The following is a 24,349-nucleotide window of genomic DNA, read 5'->3' as shown; positions in this document are numbered from 1 at the left end:
TGGCTCATTGCGCTTGTTTGTTACGGATCTGCGTATATTCATCATCATAAGATACCTCGGGAAATTTCGCTGAACTTCCTTGTAGCAGAGGTTGGGCTTCACCTTTCAGGTAACGGTCAAAAAAGGCAAGTGCATAACTTCTCGTAATATCGATATTATGCTCCGCAGACATATTTTTGGCAAACAAACGCGGTGAGATCAACGCAATATCGGTGAAGCTCTGATGGAAAAAACCATCCACGGTCAGATAATAAGTATCATTCAGACTGTTCTTCATAACATGTTTTAGATCGGGTTCAAACTCGGGATAGAACAATTTTTCATGCTCGGTAGGGTTGGGTCCCAGACTTTTAGCTGTCTTGCCAGACATGATGTACATAAACGGCTGTTTTAGCGACGACTTCGAAACAGTGCCCCAGAAACCGCCTTCCAAACTGAGTCCTGCTTGCAAACGTTCATCCTGCGCCAGTGCTTCGGCTGTTGTCGCCCCGCCATACGAATGTCCCATAATGCCCGTGTGGTTCAGGTCAAGTCTGCCCTCCAGCACCTGATTCGGATCACTCACGTTCCACTGTTCAAGTGTGTCGAGTATAAAACGTGCATCGGCCGCACGAATGCCCACTCCCTGTACATTATATTGATACAACTCTTCCGATGTTGCAAATTCTGGCCCGGCATCATAAGAGACCTTATGTCCATCCGGAAAGGTTACTCTAGCTGACGTATACGGATGATCCATCCCTACAACAATATAGCCATGGCTGACGAGTTCCTCCACCGCAGTCATACTTTGAAAACGGGCAGACCGGACACCGGGAGAGAACAGGACAACAGGATACGAGTTACTTGCATTAGACATCGCTGCACCTTTTACCACATGGGTCTGTATCGTATCCAGATAACTGAATACTTGTGACGGGATGCCAAATACCAGACTGATCGCTTCCCCCAATTCCGCAGGGTATGACTCCGGTCTAATGCCTTTTGCAACTTCCGGGTCTACGGGATACCACACATTAATCATCAGTTCCCGCTTGTCCCCGGCTTCGGGTGAAAGAGTCTCCTCACGAGATTCATCTACGATTTGTTGTGAAAATGTACCGATGGCAAATCGCCCCGTTGGCTCGGGCATTGTAAATGCCGGGAAATACCTCGTAAGCATTCCTGATCCAATGCCCGAGAAAGCAGCAAGAAGAAGGATGAAGAGGCCGCGCATCCAGGCACGTCCTTTTGACTTCTTCTTATGTATTTCTGGTGCTATGCTTCCAATACTGCGAATCCATTTAATCACTTGAATCATTAACAGGATAAATAGAATGAGCGCGACAATATAAGACGGCAGTAACATCACCCGTACGAAATCCATGAGCGCATGTAGCAGAAAAGCAATCACCAAGGCACTGAGCATGCCTATCGCAAGCTTTCGCTTTTTCGCATAAAAAGGTAAACCCAGCGCCCCCACTATCGTTACTAGTACGAAAATCCATTCGAATATCTTCATGATTTTTCCTCCAAACGTTGTTAATACAACAACAATAAACCTTGAAGTATACTTCAAGGTCAAGGATTAAAATGAAGATCATAATATTATTCGACAGTCACCTTCGTACGCGGCATGGTGTGCATTGCGCCTGAGGTTACATGTGCCTGAACAACATATACCCCCGGTTCCTGAAACGTATGCTTCACTTCATATATGCCGTCACCTACAGAACTAGCCTTCACTGCCCCGCGTGCCTCAAGCTCATCGGCGTTCATCATGCCTTCTTCGATGGAGGGTGCCGCAGGTTCGTTCTGTTCGTTCCAGATTTGGAACTGTACATGATCGGCATCGTCTACAGGCTTCTCTCCCTGGGTTAGTTTGATCTGTAGAGCGACTTCTTCGTTCACCTTCGCCTGATCCGGCATCATGAGCTTCACACGAATCATCTCCGGCATCTCACCTGTGGCAGACTGCTCGGTGTACGAGCAGCCAGCCAGAATAAAAATCAGGATGAGCAGAGGCGTAAACCAGCGAGCTTGTCCCTTCATCACCGTTGGTCCTTTCTGCGTATAAAAGATTTAAGAAGAACATTTAGTTAGAAGATTTAGGTGTTTTACCGATTCCCCACAACATCACGATAATAATGATAAATGCGATCAGAGCCAGCAATGGAATCGTGATAAAACCAAACCAGTTCAAATAATCGGTGTAACATGGCACCTTACCACATGCCACCGCGTTGCCGGTAGCCGAGAAGATCCGCTGAATCGTTACGTGATACAAGGAAATGCCGCCCCCGATAACGCTAAGCGGAAGCACGTACTTGGCAATCCCCACGTCATCCTTGAAGTACGCAATACCTAGCAGAATCGTTAACGGATACATAAAGATGCGCTGGAACCAGCATAGATCACATGGCAGAAACTGCTTGATCTCGCTCAAATACAGACTTCCCAAGGTTGCAATGACGGATACAGCCCAGGCAATAAACAATCGGGTATCTACACTCCGTGCAGGCTTCTCTGAATTGGATGTTGCACTCATACCTCTGTCCTCCTCTTCATCTTGTTCTTTTGGAATAATCGAACACTACTTTGTATTGCTTGAGTTATTCAAATCCTTATGTAATTGATCATGCAATTAATTATACCAAATATTTGCTCTTTCAGGCGAATACAAAAAAAGCTGCCACATGGGCAGCTTTTTCGGTTTGAATGTGAGATTAGTTATATCAACTTAAGACAGTATAGAATCACAGTGTTGATTTTGCATTACGCCTGCATTACATTGCTTTAGTCAATGTAATAGAACCATCTTTTTGAGCCCATTTCACATTCCATTGCAGCAATTCAGCAATGAAACGCAGCGGTACTTGTGTACGTCCGTCTTTGTTAACAAACACGGTAGAACCTACGTTTTTCTTCATACCGTTGACTTCCATGACCGTGTTATTCACCCAGAATACGAGTGTATCATCACCAGCCATAACGGTCACTTGTTGTGCTTTTTTATCCCATTTCACCGTTGCACCGATTCCCTCACTCAGGAAACGGAGCGGGATGTATGTTGTATTTTTCCAAAGCACAGGTGTGGTGTCCATGTTCGTTGTTTTGTCGTTAATTTTCAGCATTTTGCTGTTCAGCTTCATCCAAACGGTTGTCATATCTGGTGCTGGTGTTGGTGCAGGCGTTGTTGGTGCTTCCTCTTGGAACTTGTCGTTGAATTGAGTCACAATCGCGTTACCCAGTGCTTGACCTACCCCGAACATCACTTTGTAGCCTTCGCGATTCGTAGTGTATGAAGCATCATAGTTGCCTGCTGCATATTGATCCAATACTTTTTGCACCTGGTTTTCATGTGTTGTCAGCGCTTGTTGTGCTGCGGATTTCGGCAAATTGCCCGCTGTTGCGGAATCCAGGAATGTAGCAAACTCTGTTGTAAATCCGTCGATCCGTTTTTGCACAGCTGCACGGGCGGTAGCATCATTATCTTTTACCGCTTTAACATAATCACTCTGAGCGTTAACATGGTTAGTCACCCAGATTTTTTCGAACGCATTCGCTCCTTCATTACCATAAATGGAAGCAATCGCAGCTTTGAAGTCCGCTGTATTTCCAGCTTCTGCGGTTACGAGGGCATTCGATGCCGCTGTGCGTCCATCATATTGCTCTTGCATCTGCAGAGCGGAAAGCGCAAAGTGTTCCGAAGCCAAGTGGTTGAGCGCAGATCTCAGGTCAGCTGCTTTGGTATCTGCTTTGGTATTGTTAAATTTTTCTGGCATCTGTGTCGTAATCGCGGTGGAAAGTGCCTTACTTACGTCAAACATCTCCTTGAAGCCTTCACGATATGCCTTGTATGCATCGGTGTAATCTCCAGCTACGTACTCGTCGAATACTTTTTGCACGAGATCTTCATGCACTTTCAATGCTTGTTTTGCTGCGTCTTTCGGCAATTTGCCTTCTGTCGCCGTGCTCAGGAATGTGGAGAATTCATCCACAAATCCGTTGATGTTATCCTGAGCTTGCTTGATGCCAGCCTGGTTACCCATCTTGGTTGCTTTCACCAGATCGTCAGTATACTTGTTATGTGCGCGGAAAATGCGTTCGAATTCTTTGGCACCCGCTTCACCGTAAAGCGAAGCAATCGCCGGTTGCATATCCAGTGCATTCTGGTCGAGTGCTTTGTACGCTGCATCTGCATCTTTGGCTCCATCATAAGCTTTCGCCATAGCTGTCACCGCAAGAGCAAAGTGCTCAGACAACAGATGATCCAGATTCGCTCTCAGGTCAGCCGCAGGGGTGTTCACAGATGCTTTCATCATGGTCATGGAAGTGGAAGTCTGGGGTGCAGCAGCAGCTCCCGCGATTCCTGGCATTAACAGCGACAAGCTAAGTACTGGTGCAATAAATGTTTTCATTTTCATCTTCATTGGTGAGTCACTCCTTAAGTATGTTTTTGGTTCCTTTGTTTCTTTGTCGTTGTCTTCATAGGGTGTAACGCACGGTTTTCCATTCTGGATCACTCCGCAGGCAAAAAAAATTACAGCTTTCGATAAAGAAAGCCGCAAACGCTTGATACATCTATGTTTTTTTATCTAAAAAAAAATTAAAATTCTAGTGATCTGAGTCAGAAATGCACAACTTATCTGCAATATACCGTATAGATTTAATTCACTCGTCCATCCACAAGTGCGTCTACATCCTTCAAATTCAAATCACACAAATTTCCTATATTTCTCAATAATAGCTTACATTGCGAGTGAACCTGAGATACAATAGAGGCAAACGCTCTCTATCGACTGGAGAAGGAGGTCGACTCATGACTTGGCTACCTTATGCATTGGTTATCGGCATCGCCTTATTCGGCGGAATTGCTACGCTTATCATCGGGAATTCGAAAGCCAATCGCATCAGTAACCCCGAATATGATCGCCGTACACGGCAAAATCTGAGTAAACTTACATATGTATACGTCGGTGCTGTGGTATTGGGCATAGGCGGGTTTGTCCTGTATTTGTACAATTGATTGGGTCCATGAACACTACAGCAACATCTTCTTGAAAGTGGCAACTCTTCGCATGCCTTGCTCAATATACTCCACCATCGGGGAGGTAACTCCCCTCTCCCTGATCGATGCCAACCAGCCGCGTAGCATCCAAAGGTGAATATGTTCATACAACTGTTCTCTCGTGAGCAGTCCCCCGGCCTCAGCATATCCTTTCATCACTTCTTCTATTATACATAAACACTCATTCGCTCTTGCGGTTGCAGGGATCATCGAAGTAAGCGCGGCAGCCACATCAAAATGCGGATCACCTCTTCTCACCTCTCCAAAATCGATCAAAAGCGTCTTTTGTTTCATAAATAACATATTCCACACACCCAGATCACCATGAATCAGGCTATCATTTCTCACGACATACTCTGTACATTGCTCTACATGCCCCTCAAGTGAACCGATAATAGCTGACGAAGATCCCCTGACTTCATCACAGACTTGTGACCATAATAGAGATAACGCAAAACGATCCGGCTGATCCACGATTTCAAGTTTGTGAGCGGCATGGTGGAAGCGAGCAAGCATTTTTCCAAACAAAACAAAATCCATCGTTGCATGATCGTATGGTATCGTCCCTTTTACATAGTGCTGCAAGTTATATATCTCATCATTCCAATGAGCGTAGGACAACTCGTTCCGCGCAATCACCATTGCTGGAGAGATGTTTTGCAGTGACAGAACGTGATGAAATCTCTCTTCGTTTACAGCCTGCTGCTCATCTCTAAGTCTACGCAACACAAATCTACCTGCTGAAGAATCAATGCATTTGGCTTCAGAACTCGTCCCCTGTTTCATCACTTCCACGCGCTGTATCCGACCAATATCATAAAACTCTTCAATAAATTCTTTCATAACGCGATGATCCATCCATGTCCCTCCTTAATGATGAAACTCAAACAAGATGCTTCCCCTATAAGCTATACATGAGAACTACCCATCATGATGCAAAGATCGTTACACATGTTTACAAGTTGGAGATAATTCAGAATTATTCTGGATAAGTTCGGGGGGTAATATAAAGCCATAAGGAACAGCAAGACAACAAATAACCCCAACTTAAAGGAGAGATATATGATGAAGAAAAACATGAAGAAATCCGTAGCTACAATGATGGTGCTGGGTATGACCTTAACCGGAGCAGCCGGTGTATACGCCGGAACGCAATTAGAGAAAATCTCGGCTTACCTCAATCATGGGATCGGCTTTAATGTAGACGGTGCAGCCTACTCGCCGACTGACGGGAACGGTAAAAAACTGGCTCCCATCACGTACAATAACTCGACTTATCTGCCAGTTCGCGCACTGGCCGATGCACTGCATGTGCCTGTAACGTACGATGGTGTCAATAAACAAGTGATTATTGGTGAAGCGAACAGCAATCCAACTGCACTAACCAATGTAACCTATACCGCGGCGCAAAAAGAATCGATCCAGAAGGCATTTGCTCAATTCGACGGCTTCGAAACAGCCTATGCGCCGCAGCAAATGGCTACAGGTGATACATTCAAAAGCGTAGCCACAGGCGGAGATGGAGTAAGCTTCATTTTCAATCACATGAAAGTGGAGGTTTCTCCAAGAGATTATTCGGACGGCTACACGAGCAAAGAGATTAAACTGTCCAACGGTGTTAGTGCAAAATGGTATACACCGAGCGATATCGGCATGTTAACCTTCGAGCTGGATGATCGGTATGTGACACTCAGTTCACCAGATCATAAGCTGTCCCAAACACAGTTGCAACAAGTCGCTGTCTCTGTACAAAAAGTAAAGGGCGGCAATGATCAAGGCATTACTGCTTTTGAAAATGTAAGTTACTCCAAACAGCAACTGGAACAGATCCGTAAATCATTTGCTCAGTTCGATGGTTTCACCACCGCTTATGCACCACAACACATGGTTGCGGGAGATGCATTTAAAAGCGTGGGTGCCGGCGGAGATGGTGTGAATTTTGTCTTTAACCGCATGAATGTAACGGTGTCTCCTAGAGACTACTCGTTCAGCTATGATGGCCAAACAGTAAAACTGCCTAACGGCGTATATGCCAAATGGTACACTCCGGACAAAACCGACATGCTTACGTTCAAGCTGGATGATCGATATGTCACACTCAGCTCGCCAAATAACCAATTGACGCATACCCAACTGGAGCAAATGGCTGCAGGCGTGCAAAAGTTGAAATAAATCTCAGCTTCTTTAGGGTAACACCATAAGATAAATACTAACAAATAAAACACATACCATCTCGGCTCATCCGTTCTCCAGACGTAAAAGCCGACCTGGTATGTGTTTTGTTCATGAAAAAGGTACAGCCTTGAGGCTGTACCCGTAATCAGTGCCTATTCAAATTTGTTTTTATCAAACGGGGCTGGAAGTTTCACCGAGTGCACATAGGTTGAAATTCCTTTTTTCCTAGGAACAATTACATTCACAATTCCGTCTTGTATTACATTCGCAGGGATTTTAGCTGTGGTGAACCCCCACTTTTTCTCGGGAATATCGGATACAGACAAGGTTCCAATGACGGTATTAAAATCCTGACTGGTAAACCATAATTCAGTCAAAGTTGATTCAGGAGAATCATACGTGATCGTCCCGTCAAAATTTAACACTACACTTTCTAATCGGTCCGATACTGGTGATTCCACTGTTCTTGTATTTACTATATCTAACTGGTAACCGTCGCCAACACTCTTCATCCATCGTGCATATGCTCGAAACGCAAGATATTTAGGAGCCATTGCCAGTTCACTACCCTTTTCTTCATCACTCAAAATTAATTCTCTACTATGAATTCCGCCCTTCGTTTCTGAAACCTTCAATCCCAGATCCTTATTCCATTGACCTAACGGAATAAAGGTCTGATTGTATAAAGTTATCGATTGGCTAGAAGGTTTGTTTATGCTGGAAGAGCGCTGACCACGAGTAAAGGTGATCCGGTCTTTGCTCAGCTGATATTGAATATGGAAGGCTTGCGTAAATTCTTGCAAAGGAACATAATTCTGACCTCCCATATAGAAGGATGGCTGGCCTTTATACGCTAATACGCCATTACCGGACTTAATTGCTACAGGCTCCATTGGAAAGAAAATCGTAGAAAACTGAAACGAATTCCAGTGATTTTTCCAGTCACGATAAGTGTCATATCTCAATTTGAGATGTTTGTTCTCGGAAATTACATATAAAGATGGCGGATATCCGCCTGGATTGGAAAAGTATTGCTCAATCACATACTCATCCTCGGTAACCCATTGAATACTTTCTGTACGAGCTTTATACGGTGAGTCATAGGAGCGAATTTTCTTTAGTGTTTTTAGATCATAGAGATGTACTTTCGACGATTCCATTTTACTATCCAGACCACTCTCTGTGACCAATACCAATGTCTTTCTTTCAGGGGATACAAAAGAATGCACATAGCCAACACGCTCTTTAATCAGTGTCGTTTTTTGGCCATTCTTGGTTGCAATCACAGTCCAATCCGATTTCCGATCATGTACATTTCCCTGCGAAACGCTAAGTTGCACATCTGAACTTGCTTGAAATGTTTTTGATGTTAGCTTTGTCTTCATATCATGCATCATCTGTAAATTGCTAACTTTGGCCTTCTGTCCCTTTATTCCACCATACTCCAGATAGTGGCAATCTTTTAACGTCAATGTACAATATACTCCGAAATCACGATTCTTCGGTATTGGCGATACCGCATATTTCGTGTCAGTAATCTCTCTTTCTTTATATATTTTCCCGTGAGTATATACTTTTTTTCCCGTTGCCATCGAATAATACTGATACTTCACTGCATTTTTCTCATACATGGTGTAAAACATGCCCAGCTGCGGTTCGATATATATACGATTTTCACTCTCATGAACCTTGCGAAGGGTGTTGGAACTATAATCATACTCATACAAAACATAGTATTGCTCGTTCTTTTCCGTTGCGTAATAAACCATGTATCCTTTTAAACCTGATGGTGTATCACTGACGATCGGATCATAATGGTGAGAGGTTGTCGTCAAACCCGTATGTATTCGTGGAAGAACCGCTGGATCTGTAAAATGGTAATTGTTTCTTTTCATTTCACCGGTATCAAAACTGGTCTTCACGGTCGAAACTTCAACTTCGGTGCCTCGGATTGCAAAACGAATGTTATGTTGCACCCGATCCGCAGATGAGCTCACTCGTTCTCCAGTCTGTGCACTTGGAGAAAGTGAGGCAGCGGATGCCTCGGAGAATCCATACACGTTAGACATCAAGATAAATATAACAACAACACTGACTACAAACCACTTGTACTCTTTGGACATACTTAACTCCTTCTCTATATAATGGATTGGATTGAGACTTGTTAAGTATATTTCCTTTATATAAAAGTTTCATCACTAATTATTCCATATATGAAAACTTTTTTAATAAATAAAAAACGAGATATTCGTTTAGCTTCATTTTTCATTCATGACTCGGCGCAGCCAGTAATATCGATGCAAGTCCATAACAAAGTGAAACACAACAAAGATAAGCATGTTATATACGCAAATCAAAATAACAACTACCGTCTGTTCTGTAACGAAAGCCAGTGAAATGTTAGCCATCAGGTATGCCCCTCCTGAAATCACGGCTATGACAGCGATAGGCATCCTGAAGTTTTTGTCTATTTTGTTAAGCCGAGGCGACTGCTTTAATTTTCGCAAACGAAACCTCACATATTGAATTAAAGTAAATACATACATCACGAAGGAACCAATCACATACCATGGCGTTGTCATACCCAACGTCCCGTACGCAAACTTCTGTATAACCACCATAAAAGTGACTGAACACACAAGCCCAAATACACCCCGGAACAATACATAATTTAATTGAAGTCTGCGTGGAGCAATAATTAGAGCGATGGCCCACAGGTTCAAGATCACTAATGGTGGCAAAAGAAGATATGCATAAAGAGATTGATATGGAACACTAAAGATCGGAATAAGCAGAAATACATTCAGAAAAAACAAAACCAGCGTGCCGGCACTCAGCCGAATTCCGTCGGATGCATAAATAACCAAATAGTTCTCGAACGTTTCCTTCGGATAGGTTTTTCCCTTAAACATCACGGCACCATTTGTAGCATTCACCTCATCATCCGAAGGTTCTGTTTGATTGTTGTTTGTCATGTACTCCGCCATACTACACTACTCTCCATTAATCTTTACATCCCTCAGACGGATGACCCGGCGATAATACAACGCATCCATCAATTCCTCCCAATCCAGTTCATCCACATTCATATCCCGAAAAAACACCGAAGCAGCAGGCAGGAAGCTAAGCAATGGCCCTGTTCCTCCACAGATCAGAGCCCCGCCATCTCCGCCTTTTGGCATCACTTCATCATCTGCACCCAGCGTAAGCTCGTATTTATATGGATCTCCGGTAAACTGTATACCGAAGAAATTCGGCAACTCCAAATCATACTGGTGATGATTTGCTCCAGCTCGCGAGGATTCAGTCGGCTCCGTAAGTGCATTTGTCCCAGTATCCACGGCTGTATCTGTATCTTTTTCTGAATGAACAAACGATTGATCTAGCTGATCTTGATTTTGAGGTATTCCCAAATGTCTTAATCTCATCGTATAGTCAAAGCTGTCTCCCCAAGGGAATAACGTGCGGCAACCTCCACCATAGATATACTCCCACTCGTCTTCCGTCAACAAACTAAATCCAGCCGCTGTTTCTTCCTTTACAATGTCCTCCAGTTCGATCCCTTCATTAAACCAGAGAATGCGAACCTCTCCTTGGTCTTGAATCAGTTTGAATTCCAGATGAAGTTCATATTCATTCAGCCCTGATTCCTTGAATTCGGCTAAGGCTTTAGGAAAGTCATCATGCTCCTGAGCAAATGCTTCTTCCTCGGTTACCTCAATCCACCCCAGGGAGGTGGTCTCACACTCCACAAGCATCGGGCCAATATTGACCGCTCTCACAGGTGACATCTGGCCTGCCAGAAACGATTGTACGTCCTCAATCCCGTAACTGCTTGCAGTTTCGTGCAGATCAGCAGTCGTTTGCTCATCCATTCCGTGATGCCACTTTTCCCAGCCTAATGTTACCTGATCACCTGGAACAAATACGAATCGCTGCTCATCGTGTGTAAACACCCCGGTTTGAGTCCGCTGCCCATATCGTTCAAACGTCTGCAATCCCTCATACTGCATCCCTTCAGGCAACTGGAGCACAATACGTTGCATCCACTCTTGCTTGTCCTGCTCGGACAGCCCCTGCCAAACGCTTCTTGTTAAAGCTTCCATCCTAACTCCACCTTTCATCACATCTCATGGTGTCTACTGTACTATTCAATGGATCGCCAAGGTCATTTATATGAATTGGTTTAATTGGTAAAAGAATCGTTTATTGGCCTGCGGCCTTCGACAGCCTCAGTAATAATTCTTTTCGTTTCCCCTCCGCCTTGCGAGCCAGTGCAACCAGTTTCTCCACCTTGCCAAAAATCGGATAGAGCACACGCTGAACTTCATAGGATTCCAACTCCTGAACCTGTTCCAGCAGCCATTCAAGCTTCTCTTCCTGCTCGAACTCCGGCAACAATTTGAGCTTCAGTCCGTCCGTTGAACGCCGCAAACTCTGAACGAGAACCGGCACTGAGTCTGCTGTCACCCCATATTTATCGGCAAAGGCAGCAATAAATTTGTCCTGAATCATCTGATGCTCATCATCGACCTGCCCCATATAATCGTGAATCAGAGGAAAATACTGCTCGCTCGTAAGTCCAAGCCCAAAAGCTGCATAACTTCCAGGCATTCCACTCTTCTCCCCTTCTGTATCAGCATAAAACTCAAATTCCTGGATGGCTACTCGTGCGTATTGTTCCAGAAGTGAATACAGCTCCGGATATGCCAGAGCATTTGCAAAGAATCGGTGTGTATCTGATTTGGCAAGTCCCTTGATTGGAAGATACTGTTTTACTTTAGATTTCAGTTTGATGTGATAACTCTTGGGGAAACCCTGCTCCAGCAAACGACTAATAAAGGCTATCGCCTGTTGATATGCTCCTGGTCCTTCCTGATGTATCTGAATCGTTATCCTCGCAAAAACATCATTGGCCTGGCACTCCACCTGCTCCGTTTTAACATAAGTATCTTCTGGCTTATATGCACCACTGCCCTCAGTTAACATCCGATCTGCCTGCTCACTACCGAGTTGCTTCGCGAGTTCCAGAAATTTAAGCCCCCTTGGCTTGCTGTAGCTAGGTTCGAAACGCAAAATCATCACCGCTGCATAGAGGAGCAGATCGATGGGGTGTGAAGCCACATCCTGAGCCTGAGCCAGATCGAAATCCTGATCCATTTCCTTATCCTTACTTATATTTATATCTTTAACAAGTCCGCCCAGCTTCTGATCCGGCTTCAACGTGTATTCATTTTCACAATATTCTGAAATCTGCACGTCGAAATACTGTGGTAAAAACTGCTTCTCCGCCCATAGCGTCAAGGCATAAATGATCGTATGACGATGCTCGGCGAGAGCATCCTTTCGCTCCCGATTTAACGTTTGAATCTGTTCATATTGTCTAATGATCCATGTTGCATCCATAGATGGAAACAACACGGGATCAAGCAGATGTTTTGCCAAAAAGGTCGTTTCAAGCGGCTTGGTCGGGTACACACCATTCTCCAGTTTATGCTCTGTATACGTACGAATTCGTTCCAGCAACTGCTGTCTTTTCTCTTCGTTGATGTATTCCAGCAACGTCAGTTTCAGCATCCCGTTGCTTGTAGGAAACTTCCCTCTAAACGTAAACCGGTAATCAATCAGCGGTGTATCTGCCCATTCAGCCAATTTTTCCTGAACCACTTCAACCAGCCTTGGCTGGATTTCGGCGCGTACCATTTCTTCTGTAAACCGGATCGCCTGCGTCGATAATGAACCTTCATCCCATCCCATATCCAGACTATCCACGATCGTTCTTCCCGGCTTGTACAAAACAAAGATATCATCGAATATGCCCATCTGCAGTTTCGTTCGTTGGATCGTCTGCTCTAAATCCTTACGTGCCGTTTGCTCATCAAACCATTCATGAATGGCCTGAATCATCTCTTCCAGTGCTTGTTCCAATGCTGCTGTCATTCTATCTCCTGCCTTTCTCGTAAAACATGTTGTATGTACTCTTGTTTCAACGCCACGACGGCTTCTATCTCAAACTGCCTGAGCAGTCTGTACATTAAATGATAAAAATACGCATTAACGTTCGCATTCCACCTATATTTTACACGCCCGGTCATACTCGCAACAATAAGTCTTACGCACGGTTGTCCCGAAACTAATCCTGATCAAGAGTTCCTTCTCTGGCGTGAAACTTCGGAGGAAGCACAAAAAATACACCGAAATGAGATGTTAACAACGTCGTTTCAGTGTATTTATGAAATTGCCTATATCCTTGTCGGACTTTCGTACGATTACTTGAAGACTAAACTCCTACAGCTAAGCAAAACAGAAATCATTTAGTTTATAAAATATTCAGGTCATGTATGATATAGCTATCCCCAAATTTTAACAGACGCTATATAATGTAAATAGATATTGCATACCACACTTATGAAGGAGGATCCAATGATGAAGTTGACAGAACAAGGTGTGTTAGTGGTTGAAGAAAAGGATATTGACTCTCTGTACTGCTACAGGGATCGAGATGGAACGAGGTTTGATGACTCATTTCTCTTTGAATTAAAATTTCTTCAAAAAATGACACTGTCTGAAGGCGATGTCCGAACGATTCACTTTCAGTTTGATGAAGAAGAGATGCCACTCTACGAAGAACGCGAACGACTTGTTTCGGAGGTTCAGTCAGCCGTTCGTACACTTGACCCTAAATATGATGGTTCCTTTGTGAAATGAAGCGTTTGGCATCGTTATATTCATTAATTAATTCATCCAGCACCATCGACTGACGAATGACTTCTGGATGTTGCAGATTCGTATATTGGTTTGCCATCTGGTAAAGTCTCTGCCTTGCGTTTTCGATACATTCCTGAAGGGTTTCCGGGTTCCGTACCATCGTTCTGCCCCCATTCATTCCTTGAATTCACCATCCAAATAAGACCATATATTATAATATTCGGAATGAAGCAGGATTCAGATTACCTTTATTTCAAATTTTATATATTATTTTTATAAAAGCAGCGTTTATCCTTGTTGAGTTCGAAACTTGGATGGATACGCAAAAAGACACCAGACTGGCTCATCGCCTCTCTGGTGTTTAACGTGTCATCGGCTGTACAGCTCATTTGATGTTAAAGTGTCGTAGTGTTATCTTAGCCCAATATCCGAGAAGCGATTGTTGATCGTTTCGGGAAAAGCATGTTTAATTGCATCAATGGCAGCTTGTTCTGCCTCCCCTGCGCTTCGAATGAGTTCGCTAACTCGTCGTACACTTTCCGGTTTCCTTGCATCCCATGCTGCGGCGGAATCATCCAGTACTTCAACTATTGATGTATAGAAATCAGCAAGCTGTGTGTATTTTACAACCACTTGATCCATATGCGGCGATAAATGTTCAAGTGCTTTAACATATGAGGCGATGTCCCCTCTTGTATCAGCATAATAGCGAAGCACCGTTGCCGCATGATTGCTCTCATAGTTTCCGGACTGCAGCACATCCGCAACCACGGTGTATGCGGCAGAACCGCAAGAGTAATCCTGCGCTGGCAACATATAGTCGTGCGTTTCCCATTTGTATACGGCCTGTATTAACGACTCCTTGCACACTTCCCACATATCGATGGATTGGTGAGCTTCCAACACTTGATAATACCAATAGGGTGAGTTATTCCGGCCGACTAAGGAATAGGGTAAACGAAGCATGTCAGGATCATCTCCTGTGCAGAGAAATAGGACTTCCTCGTCATCGTCGTATCCGACAACCACCACAAATTGATCATGCCACAGCACCGCCCCGGTTCCCCGGTCAATCGAGGCCTTAATATCATGCAATGCCTGCTTCTGATAGAGTGGGAACGTCGGTTCAAAAGAAAACCCGGCAGCCTGACTCGCTGTCACGCCGATGAAATCAGCAGCAACAAAGTTCTCTGCCATCCAGTTATATGCCGAGATGGATTCTGTCGTCAGACGACGGTCCACCACGAAACGAAAAAGACTTGCTGTCATGCCTGCAATCATATAGCGCGGAAGATGTGTCCACTTTTGGTGTAATAAAATAGGATATAACGCATCTGCATAGGTGCTTGTTGCGTATCGCCATGTATCCGTGTTTGTGATCTCCGAATTGCTCTGAGGTAGTCGCTGCATTAAATCAGCTAAATCAGTCAATAACCTCATTTTGTTCATTCTTTGAGCCCCATTCCTGCATCCATTCTGCCTTCCTTTTCTTCATCGTACGTCCCCATCCCAGTTCTAACGTGCGGAGTGTGTGCCCCAGCGGGGTACCGTAGATCCTTTACGATCGGCATACTGCGCGGATATATTACGAAAAGAATCAACCGCCTGTTCTTCAAGTAACTTCGCCTGTCCAAGCCACTGCGCAAGTTGCTCATTGGTATCCTCCCGCAGTACAAGCCCGTTTTCTTCCCTTACCAGAAGTGCTCTCATCTGCTGGATGCGTTCAGCAATCTGGGTATAACACGTTAATGCCAGATCCAGTTCAGTCCATAAGCCGCGAACATCATGTAAGTACATTTGAATCTCGGTACGCGATTGGCAGTATGAATCCAGAAGGTAGGCTGCTCCTGCACCATCGTAATCTCCAGAGCGAAGTGCTTCAATCCAAACATCATATGCCAGCCGTCCGGAAGCTATATTTTGATCAGGTAACAAACGGTACGGAATATCCCAATCCTCCATTGCCAGGCGTAAAGATTCCAGCACCATCTCCTGTTCTGTAAGCTGTACCTGGTCACCAAAGATCTGGCAGTACCAGAAACCGGTGAAATTCAACCCGAAATTGTCATACAGTAAAATATGCGGCTCTTTGCTCCAACCATCCTGCACATAAAAGACCCGATCTGCATCATCGTATCCATAAATGACACCAAATTCGGGCATCCAGTAGATGACGCCTTTGCCTTCATCCAGACTCCGTCTGACCCAATTCACTGCATCCTGTTGATAATAAGCAAATGTCGGATGACGACTGCGTCCCCCATCATATATTGTAAATAGGCCAAGATTATCGATTCCGCCTTGATGAGCCACTCCCCACTGTCCGTAAGCCGTCACGGACATCGGCAGTAATCTCTTATGAACCGATAATTTAAAGGCCATGCCGGTATACCCTGCAAGCATATACTTCTCACCCTGGAATTGACCTGTATGCCGCAAAATCGCATGTAGGCTGTCCACAAATGATTTGGACTCCCTTGTCATCACCAGATGCTCCAGCATGTTCTCAGCCATCCTGTTCTCTCCCTTTCTGTCCCCTGCTAAGCCGCTCTGTCATTTCTCCTACCCGCTTCATCAGCTTGCGTCTGAGCCATCCTGGGGAGAGTAGTTCCTCCCACTCCGCAGCATACAGATGTTGCAAAAATACGTCCGCATCGTAAAATTCTATCAAGCAGACCTGACCCTTTCGCTCCCGAATCCGGAACCCTTGCCACAGCTCTGATCGCTGCATTTCATGGAAACGAATCTCGGCCACAAACGGTTTCCGCACAGGCAACGTATCTTCCCAGCTACTGATCCATGTATCCTGGTTGCATTCAAAGCGTTCGTCCAGCAGCGTCAGCTGCATGATGCTTTCCAGCCGAATCGGTGTCTGTTGTAGCGGGTCTGTCTCATAACCGACTACATAGTCTGCATTAAATTGAGCAGTCAGCTTCACTGGACAGAAGGTGATCTGGTGCTCCCCCTCATGATTCTTGTAATAGATATGCACTTTTCGTGCATCCTCTATCGCATGGGACAACAATTTAAACCATTGAAGGTGCCTAGGCGATGCCGCAAACACCGGATACTGCTCTTTGGGCAGATGCTCCTCCATCGTAAAACGTTCCAATAAGTGTGCCACCCGTTTCACCGTATCCGAATGCTCATAGTCATAATGCCGATATCGGTGAGCCAGATATTTGAGAACGCCTTGTTCCTCATCCGTCATATATAAATGCGGCAAACGAAAGGTCTGATCCTCGTAACAATACCCTCGATACTTGGCTACATACACCAATGGGGCTCTGAGGGTATTTACCATATATTCAATATCACGCTGCGCCTGACGCCGAGATATCTCGAATTGTTGGGCCAGGCCACCGCTGTTCGGAAAACGCCCGCTTCGAATCTGTTCATCGAACCAATGAATCCGATGCATACTACTCAAGCGATTTCACCCCCTGAATCATTCCAACGTTTATTCCTGTATTATAACAAAAGGGCATAGCCTGTTCCGAAGAACAGGCCATGACAGTTTATCCGTATAACATTTACGTACACGTATGTTAGCTTTCAACGCTACACATTTGCTTCTGCCAGATCTACTCTGGACTGCACTGCTTTGGAGCATTTTTTGCAAACTTTCAGACTCGTGCCATCTGTTTTCGTTTGCGTATACAACAATTTGATTCGTGTACTCTTGCATATTGGACATGTTCCCCGTCCTCTGGACGGAAGACTCCATAGAACGCGACCTCTTTTTGTTTTAGCCAATGATTGTGAACCTCTTTTCAATAGGGTTTATGTGTTTTTGTTCACCATCATTATAGAGGCATTGGGACGACACAGAATGTCGCATCAGGAGCAATCTTTTATCGAGTTCAATATGGAGTCTTTCATGGGCATCTATCCAAAAAATAAAAAATGCCCCTTCTTCATATAGAAGAAAGGACATTCATTCAGCCGATTCTGTGCTTGTCAGTGCTGCAGCTTGGAGAAGAGGCTGTAACAACCCTGGAAATCTCTCTTCCAGATCCTCCGACCGTAGTGTAATAAAATGCTGTGTACCCTGTACTCGGACGCGAATGACACCCGCCTCCCGTAAAGTACGAATATGGTGCGACATCGTTGATTTCACAACACGAGCATGAAAATGACTGCATGGCTGCTCCCCGCTTCTGGCGGATTCAGCCACAATGCCCAGCCGTGTCGGGTCGCTGAGCGCATAAAGCACGGAAGAAAGCTCAATATCCGCCACTTGTGGATGATGTAAAATTTTCATAAGGCAGTCTCCTTTTTTTAAGACTATGCATTGTATTCTAACATACATCCATGATATATTTCTAATGTTCGATACCAATCGAACTTATATCATTTCGCATGCATCCCTTGTTGTGGAACACAGGGGCTGACATTATACACCATTTTGCAAATGTTACAACCGTTTCTGAAATGTTGCGAAATACACATCACGATAGGAGGTTTTTATGAACAACACGGCTACGGCAACTCCGATGGAACGGACTAGCATACAAGAAGGATTAATTGTGGCCTTACTTGGTTTCACCGTTGTACTCGTCGTGATGAACACGATGATGTTTAATCTGGCTCTGCCCAAAATTGCATCCGAATTCAAGCTGACCTCTGTCGCTTCATCCTGGATTGTTACGGGTTATTCCATCGTATTTGCGATATCCTCGATTACATTCTCCCGTTTGTCCGATTTTGTGCCGATACGTACTTTATTTACTACTGGACTGACCCTGCTCGGAGCCGCATCTGTCTTGGGTTTCTTCAGTGACCACTTCATTGTTCTGCTCATTGCGCGTCTGGTTCAGGCGGCAGGTGCAGCTTCCGTTCCGGGACTTGCCATTGTGCTGATCACCCGTTACATTCCGAATGATCGCCGGGGTAAATCGATGGCCGTTATTATGTCCGCCAGTTCGCTGGGTCTGGGACTCGGCCCGGTACTTGGCGGAAGCATTACACAGTTTTTGGGATGGCATGATCTGTTTATCGTTACCGGTTTAGCGCTGTTTTTAATCCCTGTTTTTTATAAACTGTTACCGCGAGAGACGCCGCAAAAGGGTTCCTTCGACATGCTAGGCGCGGTTTTGCTTGCCATCGGTACAACCGGGATTCTGTTATTTCTGACTTCTCGTCAGATCATTACACTCATCATCGGGATAAGCGCACTGTTGCTGTTCTGGTTCCGCATTCGCCGTGCAGCTGATCCGTTTGTGCAACCGGCATTGTTCAAAGACAAGAAATATATGATCCTCAGCTCGCTGGGAATTGTATCTTACATTAATAACTTCGCTACCTTGTTCCTGCTGCCGCAGGTTCTTGCACATCTCTATGGACTGACACCGGCACAATCGGGACTTGTCATCTTCCCGGGTGCGCTTGTGTCCATGCTGCTGTCAAACCGCATCGGGCGTATGATTGATCGTCATGGCAATACGTTGTTATTGAAGTTTGCTCCTTGGCTACTCCTGGCCGCTGCCGGACTGTTCGCTCTGTTTGCAGACCAAAGCATCTATGCCATCATGGTTGTATATATGCTACTCAGCGTCGGTTTCTCATCATTGACGACTAGCGTATCCAACGAATTATCAGGCAATCTGTCCATGGATCAAGTGGGCGCAGGCATGGGACTGTTCCAGCTAAGTCAATTTTTCAGCGGTGCATTCAGCGTAGCTGTAACCGGAGTTGCTTTGACCGCGATGCAGAACATGCAGCTAGCTTCGGCGTATAGCTTTATTTTCTGGGGCATGACCGTGGTGGGCCTCGCATCCGTTATCTTTTCGCAAATTTATCTGAGAATGCAGTCACGGAAACATACTTTAGCCTAATTCGAAATTGGATTAGCTTGACCAAGCCAGAAGGTACTGTCATCCGACAGTTCTTCTGGGTTTTTTATTTTCTCGGGGATATGTTTAATGATGTCATCGCTACAAAGAAAACAAACCAAAGAGCCTGATCAAGATCAGACTCTCCGTGTGAATTGTATAATCAATTAGCGGTTGCTTATTCGAACAGATCCAGACGCAAACGTTTCAAGCTGGTATGCTGAATACGCCACTGTCCATCGATCTTGACAAATGTTTCGTGATAATGCCCGAATCCGTGGAAAGATTTGTTCTCGTTGCCTTCCGGGAACGTCACCCAGTCCTCCATCGGAGAAATAACCTTGGCTTCAGTCGCAGATACAAACTCCACCTCCGCACTATGTACGTGATGCACAGTCACCGCCGGGTCTACAAGGTCACGGAACACTTGTACAATCGTGTCACGTCCAGTCAGAACGGGAATCGGATTGCCTTCCGTACTGAAATCGGCAACGGCATCGGGAGCAAATACGTCACCGAGTTCGTCCCATGCTTTCGTATCGATATAGCGGCAGTAACGCGCCTTGGTATTTCTAATATTTTCAAGTGCAAGCAGTTGCTCCAGTTCCGTCATCGTCGTCGTTTGGCTCATGTGTATTCCCTCCAGAGATGTAAGATGTGATTAAGTATGTATAGATAATATCTTCCTTATTGTAGCATTGCCCTTCTGTCAGGCACAACGTTACAACAAGTGAGAAATCTAGAAGCATTACCCAATCTTACTGGAATAGAAACATTCAAGAGCCACACTAGAGCCGCAAAGATTACAGCGAATGAGCTTCCCTCATCTGGGACGCGAGCTCAGACATTTTTTTATGTTGCAGGAAACTTTCCATCTCTTCTTCCGCCTGAACCATCACCTGCTGGATCAAACACGCTGCATTATGATTCTGTGAGCATTCAAACAAGGAAGCCTTGCCTTCGATGGCATGAATGATTTCCAGAAAAGAAGGATCAGGGTTCTTGCGACTAAGTCGATAACCACCATTGGCACCGGAAGTGGATTCGATCATGCCCGCTTTAACGAGTTTGGTCAATATTTTCGACAAGTACGTTGGAGATACTTTCTGGAATTCAGCCAGTTGATGCACGCTAATCAGTTGCTCAGGCGCAGTGCTAACCAGATACAACATTGTATGCAACGCATAGTTGGTCGCTTTGGAATATTTCATGAGAGGACACCTCATATATACGGATTTAATTTATCCATAATAGACCTGATTAAAGGCTCTGTCAAACGAATACACATGAGAGTCGCAAGGTAGATGGCGTTTCTGCGTTGCTGGAAGTTTGCTTCATCCATTTTTCTTTCTTATTTATGGTATAACCCTCGGTAATCGGTAGGTGTCATGCCCTCGTGCGCCATAAACTGGCGGTTAAAATAACTTGCATTGGGATATCCCGCTTCCTCGGCAATCTGCCCAATGTTGGCCGACGGTCGTTCAAGCAGCCATTGCTTGGCCATCTGTAACCTGGAACGTGTGATAAACTCCATTGGCGTCATCTCTACGGCATTCTTGAACATTTTGCAAAAATAATACGTACTCACTCCTGCGCGATCCGCCCAGTCTTGTAACAGAAAAGGCTCACAAGCCTCCTGCTGCATCTGCGGCAATAACGACAGCACTCTGCTCTCCGTTTTGCTCGTGGTGCGTGTGTTCTTGAGCGGTACCGCATGCTGTACAAATTCCGCCAGCAAAGCATAGGTCAACGTGGACAACTGGGCTGGACGAAGCATCCGGTTCTGTTCCACCTCTTCAAGCAACGCCAGATGAGCGTCTTCCCAAGAAGTACGTTGTCTCAGCATCCATAAAAGGTTGCGGTGCAAGCCTCGTTCCAGCATATAATCATGCAACCGTTCCCCATAAAAATGAACCCAGCGTACGTCCCACGGCTCATCTTTGCTACTATAATAATGCTGCCGCTGATGCGGGAAATAAAGCACTGCTTGACCTGCCCTGAGCTCATGCACCACCCCATCAGCCTCTACATATCCTTTGCCTGCCGCAACATAGTGAATGTTAAAATTATTAAGCACCCCTGCCTCACGTAATACAGCGTGCTGGGCATGATCCGTATAGTGTCCAACGGACTCAGGATAACAGAAATATGGGATATCCTGCAGGGTCAGCAATACGGTTTGTCTCATCATGGTTGGTTCACTCCATTAAACAATATTGTGTTAATTCAATTCAATATATTATCATTTTAATTCATTCATCTATTCTTTATAATCACAATATACATTTAAATACAGGAGGAAACAAGTTATGAATTCTGTTCAAAAGTTACGCTGGGGCATTCTCGGCAGCGCCAACATTGCAATAGGTTCCGTCATTCCTGGCTTGCAGCAATCGGAGTTGAACGAGGTTACCGCTATTGCCAGCCGGGATCTCGATAAAGCACAGCAAACCGCTGATAAACTTGGAATTGAAAAGGCTTACGGAAGCTATGAAGCCATTTTGGAAGATGATTCAATTGATGCCGTTTACATTCCACTTCCGAATCATCTGCACCGGGAATGGACGATCCGCGCGGCACAGGCTGGCAAACATATTTTATGCGAAAAACCACTCGCTCTCACGGAAAAAGAAGCGCTCGAGATGGTTGAAGCTTGTGCAGATGCAGGCGTGCATCTGGCCGAAGCGTTTATGTACCGCCATCACCCGCGTTATGACCAGATTAAGGAGATTATTGCCAGCGGCGAGATTGGCGAAATCCGTGGCATCCACAGTACGTTTTCGTTTAACAATTCCGGGTCATCCGGCAATGTTCGTTTCCGTAAGGAATGGGGCGGCGGCGCGCTGTACGATATCGGCTGTTACTCCATTAGTGCGGCTCGCCTCCTGCTGGGACAGGAGCCGAAGGCCGTGACTGTTATCGGTATGTTCTCACCAGAGCATGATCAGGTGGATATGATGGCTTCCGGACTGCTTGAATTCGATAACCATGTTGGCGTTACGTTTGACAGCAGTATGTGGGCAGCCTTCCGTAATACGCTAGAGGTGCTTGGCTCTGACGGTATTATCGAAGTCCCTTCTGCCTATATTGCTCGTACAGACAGCAGTTCTAACTTCTATGTTACGGCAGGCGGTGAACGCCGTGAGGTTGAGGTGCAACAGGTCAATCACTATGCATTACAAGGTGACGATATGGCTCGCGCTGTACTTCAAGGCAAGGAACTTCGTTTCGCTCCTTCCGATGCGGCAGCCAATATGAAAGTCCTTGAAGCTTGTCTTCGCTCGGCAGAAGAACGTACACGAATTACATTGTGAGGAACCTTATATAAGAGAGGACGGTTTATCTATGGAATATATTGAAATCGCCGGAGCTGGCAAAAAAGTCTCAAGGCTAATCAAAGGAACAGATTATTTCTTCCATGATACGTATGAGAAAGCTGCAACAAACCTGGATGCGTTTCTGGCGATCGGCGGCAACACGGTGGATACAGCGCACATCTATTGCGGCGGTCAGAGCGAAGAGGTACTGGGACGTTATATGAAGGAACGCGGCAATCGCGACCAGATGGTGATTCTCACCAAAGGGGCACACCATGACCAGAACGGCCCTCGCGTGAATGCGGATGCCATTCGCAAAGACCTGACAGAAAGCCTGGAGCGTTTACAGACGGAGCGTGTCGAGCTATACGCACTGCATCGGGATGATCCTAACATGCCTGTGGCTGCCATTCTGGAGGCACTGAACGAACACATCGAGTCTGGCAAAATCGGCGCCATCGGCGCCTCTAACTGGACCTGGCAACGGTTAGAAGAAGCTAACGCTTATGCCGCCTCCCATGGTCTCAAAGGATTTACGTTTAGCAGCCCCAATCTCAGTCTCGCCAAAGCGAACGAGCCATTCTGGGCAGGCTGTGTATCGGCGGATGCCGAAACGCTCGCATGGCATGAGCAAACAAAACTGCCGCTCCTGTCCTGGTCTTCCCAGGCTCGCGGTTTCTTCACTGGTCGATTCACACCAGAGGTACGCGACAATGCGGACTTGGTGCGTGTATTCTACAGCGATGGCAACTGGGAACGACTTCGTCGTGCCGGGGAATTGGCTGCATCCAAGAATACGACGGCGATTCAGATTGCGTTAGCATATGTATTGAATCAGTCCTTCCCGACCTGTGCCTTAATTGGTGCACAGAATCAAGCAGAGTTGCTCTCCTGTGACGAAGGCTCCCGCATCACGCTAACTTCGGAAGAGATCGCCTGGATCGATCTGGCGAGTGAGATTAAGCCAGCCGGCATCTGAAGATAACGTCCTGAAATTCTAACCTTGCTAAACGCCAAAAACAAATCTTTTAAATAAACCACAACAAATTTCAAGCTAAAAACGGGATCAAGGTAACGGAATTTCCGCCTTGTCCCGTTTTTTTGATAGCTGTGGAACTGGAATAATGGAGAGAGACCAGATACAACGTGACTCAAGCAATAGAACATTAGCTAGCTTGGGCCTACCCTTGTTGGCAATATTACCTCATAATCGCACACGCACACGTACACGCACACGCACACGCACACGCACACGCACACGCACA

24 protein-coding genes are annotated in these 24,349 nt (G+C 45.5%); 6 read left to right on the top strand and 18 right to left on the bottom strand.

What is annotated here, in order from left to right:
* Window positions 1-4: 4 nt before the first annotated feature.
* The 4 genes from Q9R46_RS00120 to Q9R46_RS00105 all read right to left on the bottom strand — a co-directional run bounded on the left by Q9R46_RS00120 (window position 5) and on the right by Q9R46_RS00105 (window position 4,406).
* The gene (locus tag Q9R46_RS00120; RefSeq protein ID WP_311278479.1) at window positions 5-1,501 is read right to left on the bottom strand and encodes an alpha/beta hydrolase family protein; all 1,497 of its coding nucleotides are present in this window, start codon (window positions 1,499-1,501) and stop codon (window positions 5-7) included.
* Window positions 1,502-1,587: 86 nt separating this feature from the next.
* On the bottom strand, window positions 1,588-2,031 hold the full coding sequence (locus tag Q9R46_RS00115; protein ID WP_311280905.1) for a FixH family protein: 444 nt from the start codon (window positions 2,029-2,031) through the stop codon (window positions 1,588-1,590).
* 43 nt (window positions 2,032-2,074) lie between these two features.
* Window positions 2,075-2,527, bottom strand: coding sequence for a disulfide oxidoreductase (locus Q9R46_RS00110; RefSeq protein WP_311278478.1), 453 nt, complete (start codon window positions 2,525-2,527; stop codon window positions 2,075-2,077).
* A 238-nt stretch (window positions 2,528-2,765) separates the two neighbouring features.
* A complete protein-coding gene (locus Q9R46_RS00105; protein WP_397386359.1) occupies window positions 2,766-4,406 on the bottom strand; it encodes a copper amine oxidase N-terminal domain-containing protein in 1,641 nt (546 codons plus the stop codon).
* 395 nt (window positions 4,407-4,801) lie between these two features.
* On the opposite strand from Q9R46_RS00105, the gene Q9R46_RS00100 reads away from it, so the two are divergent.
* Window positions 4,802-5,008: a hypothetical protein gene (locus Q9R46_RS00100; RefSeq protein WP_311278476.1), complete on the top strand. Its 207-nt coding sequence runs from the start codon at window positions 4,802-4,804 to the stop codon at window positions 5,006-5,008.
* Window positions 5,009-5,023: 15 nt separating this feature from the next.
* Here the strand turns inward: Q9R46_RS00100 and Q9R46_RS00095 are convergent, their stop codons facing one another.
* A complete protein-coding gene (locus Q9R46_RS00095; protein ID WP_311278475.1) occupies window positions 5,024-5,908 on the bottom strand; it encodes a phosphotransferase in 885 nt (294 codons plus the stop codon).
* A gap of 204 nt (window positions 5,909-6,112) precedes the next feature.
* Here Q9R46_RS00095 and Q9R46_RS00090 point away from each other — a divergent pair, with 204 nt between their 5' ends.
* Complete coding sequence (locus tag Q9R46_RS00090; protein ID WP_311278474.1) at window positions 6,113-7,222, top strand: stalk domain-containing protein; 1,110 nt, start codon at window positions 6,113-6,115, stop codon at window positions 7,220-7,222.
* Window positions 7,223-7,377: 155 nt separating this feature from the next.
* On the opposite strand, the gene Q9R46_RS00085 is transcribed toward Q9R46_RS00090, so the two are convergent.
* From Q9R46_RS00085 to Q9R46_RS00070, 4 genes are all read right to left on the bottom strand, one after another.
* Entirely contained in the window at window positions 7,378-9,348 is a 1,971-nt protein-coding gene (locus Q9R46_RS00085) for a hypothetical protein (RefSeq protein WP_311278473.1), read from the bottom strand.
* A 135-nt stretch (window positions 9,349-9,483) separates the two neighbouring features.
* Window positions 9,484-10,212 carry a hypothetical protein gene (locus Q9R46_RS00080; RefSeq protein ID WP_311278472.1) on the bottom strand — a complete coding sequence of 243 codons (729 nt, stop codon included), beginning with the start codon at window positions 10,210-10,212 and terminating at the stop codon, window positions 9,484-9,486.
* 6 nt (window positions 10,213-10,218) lie between these two features.
* Window positions 10,219-11,331 carry a hypothetical protein gene (locus Q9R46_RS00075; protein ID WP_311278471.1) on the bottom strand — a complete coding sequence of 371 codons (1,113 nt, stop codon included), beginning with the start codon at window positions 11,329-11,331 and terminating at the stop codon, window positions 10,219-10,221.
* A gap of 100 nt (window positions 11,332-11,431) precedes the next feature.
* Window positions 11,432-13,165: a DUF6138 family protein gene (locus Q9R46_RS00070; protein ID WP_311278470.1), complete on the bottom strand. Its 1,734-nt coding sequence runs from the start codon at window positions 13,163-13,165 to the stop codon at window positions 11,432-11,434.
* A 483-nt stretch (window positions 13,166-13,648) separates the two neighbouring features.
* Between Q9R46_RS00070 and Q9R46_RS00065 the strand changes: the two genes are divergently transcribed.
* Window positions 13,649-13,933, top strand: a complete 285-nt coding sequence (locus Q9R46_RS00065; protein WP_311278469.1) for a hypothetical protein — start codon at window positions 13,649-13,651, stop codon at window positions 13,931-13,933.
* On the opposite strand, the gene Q9R46_RS00060 is transcribed toward Q9R46_RS00065, so the two are convergent.
* The 6 genes from Q9R46_RS00060 to Q9R46_RS00035 form a co-directional block, all read right to left on the bottom strand.
* Window positions 13,905-14,093 carry a Spo0E family sporulation regulatory protein-aspartic acid phosphatase gene (locus Q9R46_RS00060; protein ID WP_311278468.1) on the bottom strand — a complete coding sequence of 63 codons (189 nt, stop codon included), beginning with the start codon at window positions 14,091-14,093 and terminating at the stop codon, window positions 13,905-13,907. The genes Q9R46_RS00065 and Q9R46_RS00060 overlap by 29 nt on opposite strands.
* 251 nt (window positions 14,094-14,344) lie before the next feature.
* The gene (locus Q9R46_RS00055; protein ID WP_311278467.1) at window positions 14,345-15,382 is read right to left on the bottom strand and encodes a hypothetical protein; all 1,038 of its coding nucleotides are present in this window, start codon (window positions 15,380-15,382) and stop codon (window positions 14,345-14,347) included.
* Between the two features lie 66 nt (window positions 15,383-15,448).
* Window positions 15,449-16,447, bottom strand: coding sequence for a cysteine peptidase family C39 domain-containing protein (locus tag Q9R46_RS00050; RefSeq protein ID WP_311278466.1), 999 nt, complete (start codon window positions 16,445-16,447; stop codon window positions 15,449-15,451).
* Window positions 16,440-17,354 (bottom strand): helix-turn-helix transcriptional regulator, encoded by a 915-nt coding sequence (locus Q9R46_RS00045; protein WP_311280904.1) that lies wholly within the window; start codon window positions 17,352-17,354, stop codon window positions 16,440-16,442. The genes Q9R46_RS00050 and Q9R46_RS00045 overlap by 8 nt, the downstream gene beginning before the upstream one ends.
* A gap of 140 nt (window positions 17,355-17,494) precedes the next feature.
* Window positions 17,495-17,689, bottom strand: coding sequence for a hypothetical protein (locus tag Q9R46_RS00040; RefSeq protein WP_123065938.1), 195 nt, complete (start codon window positions 17,687-17,689; stop codon window positions 17,495-17,497).
* A 181-nt stretch (window positions 17,690-17,870) separates the two neighbouring features.
* Entirely contained in the window at window positions 17,871-18,197 is a 327-nt protein-coding gene (locus Q9R46_RS00035) for an ArsR/SmtB family transcription factor (protein ID WP_145334701.1), read from the bottom strand.
* A gap of 205 nt (window positions 18,198-18,402) precedes the next feature.
* Between Q9R46_RS00035 and Q9R46_RS00030 the strand changes: the two genes are divergently transcribed.
* Complete coding sequence (locus tag Q9R46_RS00030; RefSeq protein ID WP_311278465.1) at window positions 18,403-19,770, top strand: MFS transporter; 1,368 nt, start codon at window positions 18,403-18,405, stop codon at window positions 19,768-19,770.
* Window positions 19,771-19,945: 175 nt separating this feature from the next.
* Here Q9R46_RS00030 and Q9R46_RS00025 read toward each other — a convergent pair whose 3' ends face one another.
* The 3 genes from Q9R46_RS00025 to Q9R46_RS00015 all read right to left on the bottom strand — a co-directional run bounded on the left by Q9R46_RS00025 (window position 19,946) and on the right by Q9R46_RS00015 (window position 21,958).
* Window positions 19,946-20,398 (bottom strand): nuclear transport factor 2 family protein, encoded by a 453-nt coding sequence (locus Q9R46_RS00025; protein WP_123065941.1) that lies wholly within the window; start codon window positions 20,396-20,398, stop codon window positions 19,946-19,948.
* A 172-nt stretch (window positions 20,399-20,570) separates the two neighbouring features.
* A complete protein-coding gene (locus tag Q9R46_RS00020) occupies window positions 20,571-20,978 on the bottom strand; it encodes an RrF2 family transcriptional regulator (RefSeq protein WP_090924327.1) in 408 nt (135 codons plus the stop codon).
* A gap of 140 nt (window positions 20,979-21,118) precedes the next feature.
* Window positions 21,119-21,958, bottom strand: coding sequence for an AraC family transcriptional regulator (locus Q9R46_RS00015; protein ID WP_311278464.1), 840 nt, complete (start codon window positions 21,956-21,958; stop codon window positions 21,119-21,121).
* Between the two features lie 118 nt (window positions 21,959-22,076).
* On the opposite strand from Q9R46_RS00015, the gene Q9R46_RS00010 reads away from it, so the two are divergent.
* On the top strand, window positions 22,077-23,081 hold the full coding sequence (locus tag Q9R46_RS00010) for a Gfo/Idh/MocA family protein (protein ID WP_145414474.1): 1,005 nt from the start codon (window positions 22,077-22,079) through the stop codon (window positions 23,079-23,081).
* 31 nt (window positions 23,082-23,112) lie between these two features.
* The gene (locus tag Q9R46_RS00005; protein WP_311278463.1) at window positions 23,113-24,063 is read left to right on the top strand and encodes an aldo/keto reductase; all 951 of its coding nucleotides are present in this window, start codon (window positions 23,113-23,115) and stop codon (window positions 24,061-24,063) included.
* Window positions 24,064-24,349 lie beyond the last annotated feature (286 nt).

The organism is Paenibacillus sp. RRE4 (assembly GCF_031844205.1).
GTDB classification, from domain to species: Bacteria; Bacillota; Bacilli; order Paenibacillales; family Paenibacillaceae; genus Paenibacillus; species Paenibacillus xylanexedens_B.
This window is presented reverse-complemented; position numbering and strand designations above follow the sequence as displayed.

What these genes read in the sequence shown, in the direction of transcription:
- Q9R46_RS00120 (WP_311278479.1), bottom strand. Translation starts at nt 1,501, where the DNA reads ATGAAGATATTCGAATGGATTTTCGTACTAGTAACGATAGTGGGGGCG.
- Q9R46_RS00115 (WP_311280905.1), bottom strand. Translation starts at nt 2,031, where the DNA reads ATGAAGGGACAAGCTCGCTGGTTTACGCCTCTGCTCATCCTGATTTTT.
- Q9R46_RS00110 (WP_311278478.1), bottom strand. Translation starts at nt 2,527, where the DNA reads ATGAGTGCAACATCCAATTCAGAGAAGCCTGCACGGAGTGTAGATACC.
- Q9R46_RS00105 (WP_397386359.1), bottom strand. Translation starts at nt 4,406, where the DNA reads ATGAAAATGAAAACATTTATTGCACCAGTACTTAGCTTGTCGCTGTTA.
- Q9R46_RS00100 (WP_311278476.1), top strand. Translation starts at nt 4,802, where the DNA reads ATGACTTGGCTACCTTATGCATTGGTTATCGGCATCGCCTTATTCGGC.
- Q9R46_RS00095 (WP_311278475.1), bottom strand. Translation starts at nt 5,908, where the DNA reads ATGGATCATCGCGTTATGAAAGAATTTATTGAAGAGTTTTATGATATT.
- Q9R46_RS00090 (WP_311278474.1), top strand. Translation starts at nt 6,113, where the DNA reads ATGATGAAGAAAAACATGAAGAAATCCGTAGCTACAATGATGGTGCTG.
- Q9R46_RS00085 (WP_311278473.1), bottom strand. Translation starts at nt 9,348, where the DNA reads ATGTCCAAAGAGTACAAGTGGTTTGTAGTCAGTGTTGTTGTTATATTT.
- Q9R46_RS00080 (WP_311278472.1), bottom strand. Translation starts at nt 10,212, where the DNA reads ATGGCGGAGTACATGACAAACAACAATCAAACAGAACCTTCGGATGAT.
- Q9R46_RS00075 (WP_311278471.1), bottom strand. Translation starts at nt 11,331, where the DNA reads ATGGAAGCTTTAACAAGAAGCGTTTGGCAGGGGCTGTCCGAGCAGGAC.
- Q9R46_RS00070 (WP_311278470.1), bottom strand. Translation starts at nt 13,165, where the DNA reads ATGACAGCAGCATTGGAACAAGCACTGGAAGAGATGATTCAGGCCATT.
- Q9R46_RS00065 (WP_311278469.1), top strand. Translation starts at nt 13,649, where the DNA reads ATGATGAAGTTGACAGAACAAGGTGTGTTAGTGGTTGAAGAAAAGGAT.
- Q9R46_RS00060 (WP_311278468.1), bottom strand. Translation starts at nt 14,093, where the DNA reads ATGGTACGGAACCCGGAAACCCTTCAGGAATGTATCGAAAACGCAAGG.
- Q9R46_RS00055 (WP_311278467.1), bottom strand. Translation starts at nt 15,382, where the DNA reads ATGAACAAAATGAGGTTATTGACTGATTTAGCTGATTTAATGCAGCGA.
- Q9R46_RS00050 (WP_311278466.1), bottom strand. Translation starts at nt 16,447, where the DNA reads ATGGCTGAGAACATGCTGGAGCATCTGGTGATGACAAGGGAGTCCAAA.
- Q9R46_RS00045 (WP_311280904.1), bottom strand. Translation starts at nt 17,354, where the DNA reads ATGCATCGGATTCATTGGTTCGATGAACAGATTCGAAGCGGGCGTTTT.
- Q9R46_RS00035 (WP_145334701.1), bottom strand. Translation starts at nt 18,197, where the DNA reads ATGAAAATTTTACATCATCCACAAGTGGCGGATATTGAGCTTTCTTCC.
- Q9R46_RS00030 (WP_311278465.1), top strand. Translation starts at nt 18,403, where the DNA reads ATGAACAACACGGCTACGGCAACTCCGATGGAACGGACTAGCATACAA.
- Q9R46_RS00025 (WP_123065941.1), bottom strand. Translation starts at nt 20,398, where the DNA reads ATGAGCCAAACGACGACGATGACGGAACTGGAGCAACTGCTTGCACTT.
- Q9R46_RS00020 (WP_090924327.1), bottom strand. Translation starts at nt 20,978, where the DNA reads ATGAAATATTCCAAAGCGACCAACTATGCGTTGCATACAATGTTGTAT.
- Q9R46_RS00015 (WP_311278464.1), bottom strand. Translation starts at nt 21,958, where the DNA reads ATGATGAGACAAACCGTATTGCTGACCCTGCAGGATATCCCATATTTC.
- Q9R46_RS00010 (WP_145414474.1), top strand. Translation starts at nt 22,077, where the DNA reads ATGAATTCTGTTCAAAAGTTACGCTGGGGCATTCTCGGCAGCGCCAAC.
- Q9R46_RS00005 (WP_311278463.1), top strand. Translation starts at nt 23,113, where the DNA reads ATGGAATATATTGAAATCGCCGGAGCTGGCAAAAAAGTCTCAAGGCTA.